The sequence below is a fragment of the Desulfococcus sp. genome, from assembly GCF_050178255.1.
Lineage (GTDB): Bacteria > Desulfobacterota > Desulfobacteria > Desulfobacterales > Desulfococcaceae > Desulfococcus > Desulfococcus multivorans.
Genome location: NZ_JBFXGG010000085.1, coordinates 1 through 12,907, shown reverse-complemented (window position 1 = coordinate 12,907; position 12,907 = coordinate 1). Strand labels below are relative to the sequence as shown.

The window sequence follows — 12,907 nt, the reverse complement described above, 5'->3', positions numbered from 1 at the left end:
CGGCGCTTTTCACCGAAGCCCGGCGATCATCCGCGACACTCAGATAAGCATCCCCGGCAAGGTGAAATTCCACGAACCAATCGGTTTCAAGGTGAACGACAAGCCCCAGGACGTCCCGATAGAACGCGACGGCAGCGGCCCATCGCCGGCAGTAGAGGATGGTGTTGGTTCGCTTTATGACATTTGAAGACATATATTTTCCCGTCATCAGAATTATGCCGTTGACATTGAAATCCCGTCGCGAAATAATAAAAACTCAATGTTCGACTTTCATGATGGTGACCGGATAGATGCGGCCTATGAAAGTCGAAAGTTGAGATAAAAAGTCAAGTGCCCAATGATTGAATTTTTATCAGGTTCCGTCACGAAAAGCAACGCGTCCGCCCATATGGCGTTCCGTCCCGATGATGCGTCGACAGCCCGGCGGATGCATCTGCCGGGACCCACTTTGATCGTGTTTCCAATAATGCCCCTCGGTCACATCATCGACCGCCGGCAGAGTATATTTCATCCGTTACACAAGGAGACCGGTATCATGAAAAAAACACTCATGACCATCGTCGGCACGCTGTTTTTCATGTGCGCATCCGGTTGGAATGCGTTCGCTGCGGATCTGGGTATCATTACCGGCGGAGAAAAAGGCACCTACTATCAGTTCGGCCTGGATCTCCAGAAACTGACCCGGGACAAAGGCATCCGCCTGAACGTCTACAATTCGAAAGGATCCATCGAGAACATTTACGCGGTTTTCAAACGGCCCCGCACCCAGATGGGCATCGTCCAGTCCGATGTTCTGGCATTCGTCTCCAAGGTGGATACCCATCCGACATTGGTCCGGATCGCCAGAAAAATCAAGATGGTGTTCCCCCTTTACAATGAGGAGGTCCATCTGCTCGGCCGTCGGGATATCGAAGATTTTGACGGCCTGACGGGCAAGCGTGTCGCCATAGACCGGGAAGGCAGCGGCACCTACCTGACCGCCAGGCTCCTCTTTGAAATCTCCGGGATCAAGCCGGGTGAGATGTTGACCATCGGCACCGACGAAGCCCTGGAACGGTTGAAGGCGGGGACGATCGACGCCATGTTCTATGTTGCCGGGCTCCCCGTCAAACTGTTTACTGAAAAGGTATCCGCGGAGGACGGGCTGGCCTTCATTCCAATCCGCGGCAAAAACATCGTCGAATATTATCCCTCTGCGGAAATTCCCGCCGACACGTATGCAGGGCAGCCGGATACCGTGCCGACCGTGGCGGTCAAGGCGGTGTTGGTATCCTACGACTTCCGTCAGTCGAATTGCGAATCCGTCGGCAGATTTGGCCGGATCCTGGCGGACAATATGGAATGGCTCAAGACCAACGGCCATCCCAAGTGGCGCTCCGTCGATCTCGATTATCCCCTCAAGGGATGGGAACAATACGACTGTGTGCGCAAACGCCTGCAAAGCGTCATGAAGACGACGCCCCCGGAATCTGCCGAGCCGAATCCGGTTCTGGACGCCGTCAAGGAGATGCTGAAGCCCTGACAATACATTAAATACGCCAAACCTGCTGCGAAGCAGGGACGGAAAGCCACGGGTCTCGAGATAGACAGCCGGGTTGCCTGATCATCAGGTAATTCGGCTTTTTTTGTTCGTTTCACCCAGCCGTCAAACAGAGGTGGATCAAAAATGTACGAGAACTTTTACCTGCTCAAAAAAAAGCCGTTCGAAAACACCCCCAACCCGGAATTTCTTTATCTATCCAGAAACCACGGAGAGGTCCTGGCATCGTTGTTATACGCCATCAATTTTGCCAAAGGCTTCGTTCTGGTCACCGGTGATGCGGGAACCGGCAAGACGATCCTGATTCAGGCCCTCATAAAAGAACTCGGCGCAAATGCCGTCGTTACCCACGTCAGGAATCCGCAATTCGGTTTTACGGAAATCATTCGTCATCTTTCGAAAAATCTCGACCTTCCCTTCAACGATCAAAACAATACATTTGATTCATATCACGACGTCAAATCGAAACTCGAACAGATGGATAAAGCGGGAAAACGGGTTGTCCTGATCATTGATGAAGCCCATCTTCTTTCGGAGAAATGCCTGGAAGAGATCCGGTTGCTCTCCAATCATGAAACCGAAAACCGGAAGCTGATTCAAATCGTTCTGGTCGGTCAGAACGGGATCTATGATATGCTTCAGAAGGATTCCCTGAAATCGCTCCGACAGCGCATCGTGATCAACCGCGAGCTCAACGCCCTGGATATGCACAGTGTCCCCAAATATATCCGGCATCGGCTCCGCGTCGCAGGAAGAGAAACCCCCCTTTTTGACCGGAAAGCACTCCTTCTGATCGGGGAGAAGAGCCGCGGGGTTCCGAGAATCATCAACCGCATCTGTGACAACGCCCTGATGAGGGGGTATACCTTTCAAACCCGGAAAATCGGAACCAGGATCGTCAAAGACATCATCGAGGAGATGGCGACTCCCCAGGCCGCATCCGTGCCGACTCCCGGGAACAAGAAAAAAATAACAAAGGCAGCCGTTTCGGCGGGCGTGATTTCATTGTTCATCCTGATACTCCTGACGGGTCATTTTTCGAAATCCAAGCCCGTCAAGGATACAGGAGAACTCGCTGTTGACGGGATGACACTCCATCAAAGCGAAACGGCGGAGATTCCCTCTCCAACCCTGATGGAAAACAGCGGCCCGCCCATTCACGCCGGCACCCTCCCCGTCGGAAAACCGGTCCCGCCGAAACCGGTTGAAGAAAAACCGGCCGCAACGTTGGACCAGGAAGGACACGCCGTATCTCCGAACCCGTGCCTGTCGGAAACAGCTCGGGATCGATACGGCATCGGGAACGACACCATCGTTGATTTGATCCATATGGCGAACCCGACCCTCCGGAGTGTCAAAGACGATTGTACGGGGCGGGAACTCGTCTATCCGGAAATCGAAAAAGCGGATCTGATCCGGGAGGATTCAGACGGAACCTGTACCATTCACTACGCGAGCTTTTATCGCATCGAACCGGCAGCGAAGCTGGTTGAGGAATTGATGCAACGGAACGAGAACGCCATGGTTGTCAAGTCTGTTCAAGGCGATGATCCGGTGTTTCGCGTTGTCATGGGCAAATACGAAACCCGCACGGCGGCTGAAAGGGCTCTGGCGCATCTGGAATTCAACTATCTCCCTTTCCTGCAGGGAAATCCCGTCCGGAATAAAAAGGTGCTGCTGGATGTTCTCGAGAATATCCAGTAAAAAGCCCTCATAAACCGGGATTCCGGAGCCATATCGTCAAATCTCAACTTTCGACTTTCATGATGGTGACCAAATAGAGGTGCCGGCCTATGAAAGTCGAAAGTTGAGGTTAAATAAGGCCCGGCATTCGACATCCCGGGCCTCTCCCGTACCGGACACGCCGCCAAACGTCGGCTGCGCAACACGACGGCCGTCGGCGCACCAACCGATCCGTTCAAATCAGAACTGCTCCTCCTCGGTGGATCCCTTCAGGGCCGCCACGGAGCTCTCCCCCTGGGTGACGCTGTCCATGAGGCGGTCGAAATAGCCGGCGCCCACGAACCGCTGGTGGCTGACGGCCATGTAGCCCTCGCTCCGCTCGTGGCGGAACTCCTCCTGCTGAAAACGGGAATAGGCGGCCATGCCCTCCCGTTTATAGCTCTGGGCCAGGTCGAACATGCCCAGGTTGAGGGTGTGAAACCCCGCCAGGGTGACGAACTGAAATTTGTAGCCCATGGCCGCCAGCTCCCGCTGGAATCCGGCGATGACGCCCTCGTCGAGGTTGGCCTTCCAGTTGAAGGACGGTGAACAGTTGTAACAGAGAAGCTTTCCGGGAAATTCGGCGTGGATCCCCTCGGCAAACCGACGGGCCTGTTCCAGGTCGGGCCGCGAGGTTTCGCACCAGATCATGTCGGCGTAGGGCGCGTAGCTGAGACCCCGGGCAATGGCTGCTTCCACGCCGCCCTTGACCCAGTAGAACCCCTCGCTGGAACGTTCGTTCCCGATAATGAACGGCCGATCCCGTTCGTCGATGTCGCTGGTGAGAAGTTTGGCCGCGTCGGCGTCGGTCCGGGCGATGAGCACCGTTGGCACGTCGCAGACATCCGCCGCCAGTCGGGCGGCGATCAGCTTGATGATGAACTCCCGGGTGGGCACCAAGACCTTGCCGCCCATGTGGCCGCATTTCTTGGCCGAGGAGAGTTGATCCTCGAAGTGAACCCCGGCGGCTCCGGCATCGATCATATCCTTCATCAGCTCATAGGCGTTGAGGGGGCCGCCAAAGCCGGCCTCGGCGTCGGCCACGATGGGGGCGAACCAGTATGGCCCATCCTTGCGGCAGTCAAGCACCTGAATCTGGTCCGCCCGCCGGAGGGCGTTGTTGATGCGCCGCACCACCGTCGGCACGCTGTTGGCGGGATAGAGGCTCTGATCGGGGTACATCTCCCCGGCCAGGTTGTTGTCGGCCGCCACCTGCCACCCGCTCAGATAAATGGCCTTGAGACCGGCCTCCACCTGCTGGACCGCCTGGTTGCCGGTCAACGCCCCCAGAGCGGCGACGAAAGGTTCGGTCTGGAGGAGATGCCACAGCCGTTCGGCCCCGATCCGGGCGAAGGTGTGCTCGATCCCGAGGGTGCCCCGCAGGTTGAGGACCTCCGCCGCCTTGTAGGGACGGACGATGCCCGCCCATCGGGGATCGTTTTTCCATCGGTTTTCAAGCGCCTCGATTTCGGCAAAATCGATCTCGTGACAGGTGTGTCGTTTTTCCAGTTCCATGGCTTTCTCTTCGATGGTCCGCATCGCAAATTCCTTTCTGCAAATAAAGGCTGAAGGCTAAAGGCTGAAGCCTGTGCCCACATAATCACATAATCACTTAACCACCCTCACAACCACCCAAAGTCGAGTAAAAAGCTGAAGCGGATAAAGCCACCGTCCGTGACAACCGCACCCCTTCAGCCTTCAGTCTTCAGCCTTCAGCCTTCAGCCTAACATATTGCCTTCAGCCTGTTATCCGAAACGCTAATCCAACGCCTCATAAGCGCGGAGCGTCAAAAAGTCCTCGAGTTCGGGGTTGGCGACAATGGCATCGAACATCTCGGCCGCCCGCTGGTAATTCCCGGCGGCAAAGGCCTCGTCCCCCACATCCCGGCGAATGGCCGCGGTCTCCTCGTCCATGATCCGCCTGAAGAGATCCAGGGTCACGTCCCCGCCGTCGCTCAGGATCCCCTGGGGATGATGCACCCACTGCCATACCTGGGTTCGGGAGATCTCGGCCGTAGCCGCGTCCTCCATCAGGTTGTAAAGCGGCACGCACCCGTTGCCCGACAGCCATGCCGCCATGTACTCGACGCCCACACGGATGTTGGTGCGCAGCCCCTGTTCAGTGATCGTTCCCACGGGCAGCTTGAGAAGGTCTTCCCGGGTCACGGTCACATCCTCCCGCAGCCGATCGATCTGGTTGGGGCCGGACAAGCGTCGGTCAAACTCCTCCGTTGCGATCGCCACCAACCCCGGATGGGCGACCCATGTGCCGTCGTGGCCGTCTTCGGCCTCACGGATTTTGTCCTCCCGCACCTTCTGGAGCGCTGCCGCGTTGGCTTCCGCATCGCCTTTGATGGGGATCTGGGCGGCCATGCCCCCGATGGCGTGGGCCCCCCGCCGGTGGCAGGTCTTGATCGCCAGCAGCGAATAGGAGCGCATGCAGTGTCGCGTCATGGTGATCTGGGACCGATCCGGGAAGATGTAGCCGGGAACCTTTCTGAACCGCTTGATGAAGCTGAAGATATAGTCCCATCGCCCGCAGTTGAGGCCGGCGCTGTGCTCCCGCAGTTCGTAGAGGATTTCATCCATCTGAAAGGCCGCGAGGATGGTCTCGATGAGGACCGTGGCCTTGATGGTCCCCCGGGGAATGCCCAGAAGTTCCTGGGCGCGGACGAAGACATCGTTCCAGAGGCGGGCCTCCAGATAACTCTCCATCTTGGGAAGATAGAAATAGGGACCGGTTCCCCGGGCCGTGAGTTCGCGGGCGTTATGGAAAAAATAGAGGGCGAAGTCGAAGAGACTTGCGGAGACGGGCCGGCCGTCGATCTCGAGATGCTTTTCCACGAGATGCCAGCCCCTGGGTCGGACGATCAGGACGGCGGTCCTGTCGTTCAGCCGGTAGGACTTGCCCTCCGGGCTCTCGAAGGAGATGGCCCGCCGAACCGCATCCCAGAGGTTGACCTGTCCCTGAAGGGTCCCTGTCCAGGTGGGCGCGTGGGAATCCTCGAAATCGGCCATGAAGGTTCTGGCGCCTGAATTGAGGGCGTTGATGATCATCTTGCGCTCCACCGGCCCGGTGATCTCGACCCGGCGATCCAGAAGATCCCGCGGCACGGGCGCGATCCGCCAGCCGCCCTCCCGGACGGATCGGGTTTCCGGCGGGAAATCCGGCAGATTCCCGGCGTCGATCTCCGCCTGAACCTTGCGGCGACGCTCGAGCAGCGCCCTCCGGGTCTCGTCGAATTCACGGGCGAGGGCCGCGACGAACGCGAGGGCTTCTGGGGTGAGGATACGATCGAACTCCGGCGGGACCGGCGCCGTGATGCGAATACCGTTGGATGGATTGCGGCTGTTCATGGGGCGTTCCTCCTTTCCGGGCAGGTCTTGTGGTCAATGCGCGACACATGATTCGAATTGAATCTTTTGAGATTGAATTATCCGGGAAATTTAATAATATAATGACGAGATGTCAATGCAGACCCATCGGCCCCGCCGAAACGACGGCATGCCGCACGACGCATTCGGAGCGAGGAGATCAGGCCATGACCAGCGAAGATTGCCCGAAAGAAACCGCAGCCGATGCCGCGGCCTTCATCCGCGAGGCCTACGAGGCATACCAGGCGCAATTTCTGCACATCACGAAGCGGTCGCCGGACCGGTTCAACCGGCGGGACTGGAGCGGCGCCTACCAGGATGCCCTGGAACGGCTCGACCTCTACACCCGCGTGGTGAAACGAACGGTGAACGCCCTTCGACATCGTCTGGGGGACCGTCTGAACACCCCGGCTGCGGGTCCAGAGATGAAAGCCGCCTACACCGGACTCATCCGCCGGAGGGACGACGTCGAACTGGCGGAGACCTTCTTCAATTCAGTGGTGCGGAAGATTTACGCCGTCGTGGGCGTCGCCCCCCGCCTCGAATTTATCGCATCCGAATTCAAGATCCCGCGGATCGAGGACCGGACCTGCCCGGTCTGCGACGTCTACCGACCCGATGCCGGGTCGGACGGACTCGTCCGCATGTTCCGGGACATTCTGGGATTCTACGGCGCGGAGCTCCAATTTCAGGACCCCGATGCCGACGCCCGCAGAATCGCCGAGCGGACGGCATCGACCCTTCGCGATGTCGCCGGCGGCGCCCGGCCCGATATGGTGGAAATGATCACATCGGTATTCTACCGGGACAAGGCCGCCTACATCATCGGCCGGATGCGCATCGGAAACCGCATCCAACCCATAGCCGTCGCCTTTTTGAGCCGGCCCGAGGGGGCTGCGGCAGACGCGGTGCTCATGGATGAAAGCGACGTCAGCATCCTCTTCAGCTTCACCCGCTCCTATTTCCATGTCGTCGTGGACAGGCCCATGGAGCTCGTCAATTTCCTGAAAACCCTCACCCCGCTGAAACGGGTGTCCGAACTGTATACCGCCATTGGATTCCACAAACACGGCAAATCGGAGCTGTATCGCGAGCTGACCCGCAACCTCGAGACCGCCGCCGACCGTTTCGACATCGCCCGGGGTGAAAAAGGCATGGTCATGCTGGTCTTCACCCTGCCCTCCTTCGATGTGGTGTTCAAGATCATCAAGGATCGGTTCGACTATCCCAAAACCACCAATCCCCGGGACGTCCGCAACCGCTACAAGCTGGTGTTCCGGCACGACCGGGCCGGGCGCCTGGTGGACGCTCAGGAATTTCAGGAGTTGACCTTCGACACGGCCCGTTTCTCTCCGGCCCTGCTGAAGGCGTTCCGGGAAAACGCGGCCGAAACCGTGACCATTGAAGGAGACCGACTGAGAATCCGGCATCTCTACACCGAAAGGCGGCTGACCCCCCTCGACATTTTTATCGAGGAGGCACCCGAGAGCGAGTCCCGGGAAGCCGTACTCGACTACGGCCGGTCCATCAAGGAGCTGGCGGCCACCAATATTTTCCCCGGGGACCTGTTCCTGAAAAATTTCGGCGTCACGAGCCACGGCCGGGTCGTGTTTTACGACTACGACGAACTCTGCCTTCTCACCGACTGCAATTTCCGGAAGCTCCCCCCTGCCAGGGGGTATGACGACGAGATGTCTTCGGAGCCGTGGTTCTTTGTCGACGACAAGGACATCTTCCCTGAGGAGTTCCGAACCTTTCTGCGGTTTCCAGATCACCTCAAGGCGGTTTTTGAAAACGCCCATGCCGACCTCTTTGACGCGGACTTCTGGCACGGCGTCCAGGAGCGCCTGAAAACCGGTGCGGTCATTCATATCTTCCCTTACCGGGAAAGCCTCCGGTTCAGGGACGCCCCACACCCCCGACAACCCGACCTCTCAAAATCACCGCTTGATAAACCCTTCAAAATAGGCTTTAAAGAAACCTGTCAACCCCAACCAAAGGAGAAGATCTCATGAAACGTTTCCGGACGATTCTCGCCGCCGTCTGCGTCATGGCGGTCCTATGCACCCCGGCCGCGGCCAAGACCCTCACGGTGGCCACCGACACCAACTTTCCGCCCTTCGAGTTCAAGGATGCCTCGGGCAAGCATACGGGCTTCGACGTGGAGCTCTGGGATGCCATCGCCAGGCAGCTCGGCATGGACTACAAGCTTCAGCCCATGGATTTCAACGGCATCATCCCGGGGCTCCAGACCGGACAACTGGATGCGGGCATCGCCGGTATGACCATCAAGCCCGAGCGGGCCGAGGTGATCGATTTTTCCGATCCTTACTACAATGCCGGTCTGCTGATCATGGTCAAGGCCGACAATACCGACGTGAACGGCATCGAGGATCTGAAGGGCAAGGTCGTTTCCACCAAGCTGGGCACCACCAGCGAGGACTTTGTTAAGAAAAACGCCAATGCCGAAGAGGTCAAGCTCTTCCCCAACAATGACGCCATGATCCTCGAGCTGATGTCGGGCGGCGCCGACGCCGTCGTCTTCGATTCCCCGGTGCTCGCCAACTTCATGCGAAGCGATGCCGGCAAAGGGAAGGTGAAGGTGGTGGGCCCCCTCTACATGGGCCAGTCCTACGGCATCGGCTTCCCCAAGGGCAGCCCCCTCACGGCGAAGGTCAACGAAGCCCTCAAAAAGCTCAGGGAAAGCGGCGCCTACGACGCTCTCTACATGAAGTGGTTCGGTACGGAGCCGAAGTAGAAGGGCAGACTGAAGGCTGGAGGCTGAAGGGGTGCGTCAGCCGCGAACGGTGCCTTTATCTCCTTTAGATCTCCTTTAGCCTGCGGTTTTCGGTTATGTGACTATGTGGTTACAGGCGTATGCCTTCAGCCTTCAGTCTTTCCGGACGGAGGTGTCGGGAGGGGACGACGCGGGACCTTTCAGCGGTGAGTTTTAGTGTCGCTTGAGCGCCGCGGAGGATCAGCGGCCCGGACTGTTTGAGCGCAGCGAGTTTCCGGGCCGCCCGGAGCAAGCTTTAGCGACACTTGAACGAAACCGCGTCGGGCCCGGGCCGTCCCCTCCCGACACCGGCTCATGAAGGCCGAAAAATAAAAAAGGAACCGCGCATGGGATTTACATTTAAATGGGAGGTGATGCTCGAGACCTTTCCGCTGCTTCTCTCCGGCGTGAAGCTGACCGTTGTCATCACCCTGGCCGGCCTCTTCTTCGGTTTCATCATCGGCGCCGTCACCGGCCTGATGAAGCTCTCCAGGCGCCTGCTTCTCCGCAAACTCGGCGGCGCGTACGTCGAGGCGATCCGGGGAACCCCCCTCATCGTCCAGGTCATGTTCCTCTATTTCGGCATCCCCATGGCCACGGGCCTGCGGATCGCGCCGGTCACCGCCGGCATCATCGCCATTGCGGTCAATTCGGGCGCCTACATCGCCGAGATCGTCCGGGGGGCCGTGAAGTCCATTGAAGCGGGCCAGACGGAGGCGGGACGCTCCATCGGGCTGACCCAGCTTCAGACCATGCGCTACATCATCTGGCCCCAGGCCTTCCGCCGGATGATTCCGCCCCTGGGAAACCAGTTCATCATCAGCCTCAAGGACACCTCCCTGCTGGTGGTCATCGGCGTCGCGGAGCTCACCCGGGTGGGACAGGAGATCATCGCCGTCAATTTCAGGGCCTTCGAGGTCTGGCTGACGGTGGGCATCGTCTATCTGATGATGACCCTCTCCATCGCAAAGGTGCTCAGGATGACCGAAGAGCACCTTGAAAACCGCACGACACGATAAGGGGACGCCATGATTCAGGTCCGAAACCTGCACAAGCGATTCGGGAACCTGGAGGTCATCAAGGGGATCGACCTTCACATCCGTCCGGGCGAAGGGGTCTGGATGGACGGGTCCATGCCGTCATGTTTTCCATAACCCGATCCGGCAAGGCTTGACGATCATGGCATCATTGAATTCAGGCGGCGACGACGCCGCTCCGGCCATCTGGGAATACACCTCCCCCGACCGATACGCACTGCCTTCGGACACGGTGGAGCAGAAGATTCGTTCGGGCATCGGCGCCCTATGGAAAGCCTTCGAAACCGAAGCCGCCGCTCCGGAATCCCCGGTCAAGGCCAAGGAAAAGCTCGAGGAGCTCTCCTGGACGGAGATCAGCACCATCGCTCCCGACCCCGGCCTGGACGCCGCCGCGGAGGCCCTCGACGCGGCCCTCGCTTCGCGGCTTTCCCCGAAACCGCCCGAGAATACGGTCGTCTTCGTGATCTCCCCGCCCCACACCTGGCGGAGGGAGATCATGGCGGAATGGGCCCAACGGTCTCAGTGGCGCCTTCTGGACGGCCCCGATACCCAAACCCTTCTCTCGGAGAGCGGTGAATGGATGCGGGACCGATTCGACGGCCGTTCGCCCTGGGTGCTGCCCCACCTCGAAAACTGCTATCTGCGCCGGGCCCGATCCCTGAAAAATATCCGCCATCTCCTGGACATGCTCTGTGCGGGCGTTGCCGGTACGGGGCTCGTGGGATGCGACAGCTGGGCCTGGGCCTACCTGATGAAAATCTGGAACGGCCGGCACCCCGGACTGCTGAGCCTCCAGGCCTTCGACAACGAGCGCCTGGCCCGTTGGTTCGGGAAGCTCGCGGCCGGAGATGGTCCGCGCCGGCGCAATTTTCGTCAGGCCATCGACGGGAAATACGTGCTGGCGCCCGTCGGCGACGTTGATGAAGAGAGCGGTGAGACGCCAAAGACCAGCAGTTTCCTCAAACACCTGGCCGCCTGTTCCCGCGGCATTCCCGGCGTCGCCCTGGCGCTCTGGCGGCGGGCCCTGAGGCTCGGTCCAAAAAATACCGATGATGAAGAGAACGACGACAACGGACCCTCACCGCCGGGGGATCCGGCCACCGTCTGGATAACGGAGTGGGACGCGGTCCCGAGGCCCAAACTGCCGTCCGAAAAGGACCGGGATCTCGCCTTCACGGCCCATACCCTTCTGCTCCACGGCGGACTGGAAGCGGAGGTCCTGGCGGAGATTCTGCCCCTATCCGTCAGCCGGGTCCGGCAGACCCTGTCGGTGCTGCGAGAAACGGAAACCGCGGCGGAAGACGACGGCATCTGGCGCATCACCGCTTCAGGGTACCCGGCGGTGCGGCAATTTCTCCAGAGCGAGGGGTACCTCACGGATCACTTTTAGGCATGGGAGGTTGCCATGGACGGCATGGATAAGGTTTCCGACATCGCCCTGAAGCTGAAGCAGTCCAATCTCTTCATGATCGGCTTCATCATCATCGCCGCCTACCTCCTGGCCGGCCTGAGTCAGCGGGTGCTGCCGTGGCTGGCCCGGAAGCTTCCCAGCCGTTACCGCTATCAGGTGCTGGCCCTGGTGCCGGTGATGCGGCTTCTGGTCATCGCCGCGGGAATAGGCCTCATCATTCCCCAGGTCGTCGAACCCACCGTCGAAAACCTCCTGGCACTCTTCGCCGGCTTCGGCGTCGCCCTGGGCTTCGCCCTCAAGGATTATGTCAGCAGCCTGACGGCCGGCGTCGTCACCCTCTACGAAATGCCCTATCGGCCGGGAGACTGGGTCGAAATCGAAGGGGCCTACGGCGAAGTGAAATCCATCGGCATGCGGGCCGTAAAAATTCTGACCCCCGACGACACCATGGTCGTGGTGCCGCATCTGAAGCTGTGGGACCATCTCATCTTCAACGCCAACGACGGCACCCAGAACCTGATGTGCATCGCCGACTTCTATCTCCATCCCCGGCACGATGCGGCCGCGGCCCGCGAACTCCTCATGGACGTGGCCTATACCAGCCCGTTTCTGCAGTTCAGGCGCCCCGTGAACGTCATCGCGGCCGAGAAGCCCTGGGGAACCCACTACCGGCTCAAGGCCTATCCCATCGACCCCGTGGAGCAGTTCAACTTCACCACCGACCTCACCCTTCGGGGCAAGGCCGCCCTCTCGGCCATGGGCTTCCGTTTCGCGGAATACCCCGCCGTCGAGGTCGGCGGTCCGGCGGCGGGGTGATTCGGGAGGCGTCGAACCCGGCGTCGCCTATCCCTCGATCACGCCCGCTGCTTCCTGGATGATCCGGATCGTACGCTTCCTGGGCAGCACCCGGATAGGCACATCCCGTTTCTCTCCGCCGGTCAGCAGGATCTCGAACCGCTCCTTTTCCACATAGTGGTGCGGCGGCAGGTTTTCCGCATGGACGGCGAGCGTCCAGGCGCCGGGCCGCAAACCCTCGAGGCTGAATC

Annotated in this window: 11 protein-coding genes, 1 pseudogene and 1 riboswitch; of the genes and pseudogenes, 8 read left to right on the top strand and 4 right to left on the bottom strand. The window is 59.5% G+C overall.

Translation table 11 applies throughout. The features are described from left to right. Positions 1-193 (bottom strand): annotated as a pseudogene (locus tag AB7S84_RS13250) (VOC family protein); the annotation flags it as partial. Positions 194-535: 342 nt separating this feature from the next. On the opposite strand from AB7S84_RS13250, the gene AB7S84_RS13245 reads away from it, so the two are divergent. Continuing rightward, positions 536-1,522, top strand: coding sequence for a TAXI family TRAP transporter solute-binding subunit (locus AB7S84_RS13245; protein WP_020876353.1), 987 nt, complete (start codon positions 536-538; stop codon positions 1,520-1,522). A 5-nt stretch (positions 1,523-1,527) separates the two neighbouring features. Next, a riboswitch (cyclic di-GMP riboswitch) is annotated at positions 1,528-1,603 on the top strand. Between the two features lie 63 nt (positions 1,604-1,666). After that, positions 1,667-3,244 carry an AAA family ATPase gene (locus AB7S84_RS13240; RefSeq protein WP_020876352.1) on the top strand — a complete coding sequence of 526 codons (1,578 nt, stop codon included), beginning with the start codon at positions 1,667-1,669 and terminating at the stop codon, positions 3,242-3,244. 219 nt (positions 3,245-3,463) lie between these two features. Here AB7S84_RS13240 and aceA read toward each other — a convergent pair whose 3' ends face one another. Both aceA and aceB read right to left on the bottom strand, forming a co-directional pair. Beyond that, positions 3,464-4,801 (bottom strand): isocitrate lyase, encoded by a 1,338-nt coding sequence (gene aceA / locus AB7S84_RS13235; protein WP_020876351.1) that lies wholly within the window; start codon positions 4,799-4,801, stop codon positions 3,464-3,466. Between the two features lie 219 nt (positions 4,802-5,020). Then, positions 5,021-6,619 (bottom strand): malate synthase A, encoded by a 1,599-nt coding sequence (gene aceB, locus AB7S84_RS13230; RefSeq protein WP_020876350.1) that lies wholly within the window; start codon positions 6,617-6,619, stop codon positions 5,021-5,023. 185 nt (positions 6,620-6,804) lie between these two features. Here aceB and aceK point away from each other — a divergent pair, with 185 nt between their 5' ends. The 6 genes from aceK to AB7S84_RS13200 all read left to right on the top strand — a co-directional run bounded on the left by aceK (position 6,805) and on the right by AB7S84_RS13200 (position 12,677). After that, complete coding sequence (gene aceK / locus AB7S84_RS13225) at positions 6,805-8,652, top strand: bifunctional isocitrate dehydrogenase kinase/phosphatase (RefSeq protein WP_020876349.1); 1,848 nt, start codon at positions 6,805-6,807, stop codon at positions 8,650-8,652. Continuing rightward, complete coding sequence (gene glnH, locus AB7S84_RS13220; RefSeq protein WP_020876348.1) at positions 8,649-9,395, top strand: glutamine ABC transporter substrate-binding protein GlnH; 747 nt, start codon at positions 8,649-8,651, stop codon at positions 9,393-9,395. The genes aceK and glnH overlap by 4 nt, the downstream gene beginning before the upstream one ends. A 365-nt stretch (positions 9,396-9,760) precedes the next feature. Further along, the gene (locus AB7S84_RS13215) at positions 9,761-10,432 is read left to right on the top strand and encodes an ABC transporter permease subunit (RefSeq protein ID WP_020876051.1); all 672 of its coding nucleotides are present in this window, start codon (positions 9,761-9,763) and stop codon (positions 10,430-10,432) included. Positions 10,433-10,441: 9 nt separating this feature from the next. Further along, positions 10,442-10,567, top strand: a complete 126-nt coding sequence (locus AB7S84_RS13210) for a hypothetical protein (RefSeq protein WP_020876052.1) — start codon at positions 10,442-10,444, stop codon at positions 10,565-10,567. Between the two features lie 25 nt (positions 10,568-10,592). Next, the gene (locus tag AB7S84_RS13205; protein WP_428154959.1) at positions 10,593-11,840 is read left to right on the top strand and encodes a hypothetical protein; all 1,248 of its coding nucleotides are present in this window, start codon (positions 10,593-10,595) and stop codon (positions 11,838-11,840) included. A gap of 15 nt (positions 11,841-11,855) precedes the next feature. Then, positions 11,856-12,677: a mechanosensitive ion channel family protein gene (locus AB7S84_RS13200; RefSeq protein WP_428154957.1), complete on the top strand. Its 822-nt coding sequence runs from the start codon at positions 11,856-11,858 to the stop codon at positions 12,675-12,677. A gap of 27 nt (positions 12,678-12,704) precedes the next feature. Here AB7S84_RS13200 and AB7S84_RS13195 read toward each other — a convergent pair. Further along, a partial coding sequence (locus AB7S84_RS13195) for a hypothetical protein (protein WP_428154955.1) occupies positions 12,705-12,907 on the bottom strand: 203 nt, incomplete at its 5' end.

Coding starts and splice junctions, on each gene's coding strand:
- AB7S84_RS13245 (WP_020876353.1), top strand. CDS start 536: ATGAAAAAAACACTCATGACCATCGTCGGCACGCTGTTTTTCATGTGC.
- AB7S84_RS13240 (WP_020876352.1), top strand. CDS start 1,667: ATGTACGAGAACTTTTACCTGCTCAAAAAAAAGCCGTTCGAAAACACC.
- aceA (WP_020876351.1), bottom strand. CDS start 4,801: ATGCGGACCATCGAAGAGAAAGCCATGGAACTGGAAAAACGACACACC.
- aceB (WP_020876350.1), bottom strand. CDS start 6,619: ATGAACAGCCGCAATCCATCCAACGGTATTCGCATCACGGCGCCGGTC.
- aceK (WP_020876349.1), top strand. CDS start 6,805: ATGACCAGCGAAGATTGCCCGAAAGAAACCGCAGCCGATGCCGCGGCC.
- glnH (WP_020876348.1), top strand. CDS start 8,649: ATGAAACGTTTCCGGACGATTCTCGCCGCCGTCTGCGTCATGGCGGTC.
- AB7S84_RS13215 (WP_020876051.1), top strand. CDS start 9,761: ATGGGATTTACATTTAAATGGGAGGTGATGCTCGAGACCTTTCCGCTG.
- AB7S84_RS13210 (WP_020876052.1), top strand. CDS start 10,442: ATGATTCAGGTCCGAAACCTGCACAAGCGATTCGGGAACCTGGAGGTC.
- AB7S84_RS13205 (WP_428154959.1), top strand. CDS start 10,593: ATGGCATCATTGAATTCAGGCGGCGACGACGCCGCTCCGGCCATCTGG.
- AB7S84_RS13200 (WP_428154957.1), top strand. CDS start 11,856: ATGGACGGCATGGATAAGGTTTCCGACATCGCCCTGAAGCTGAAGCAG.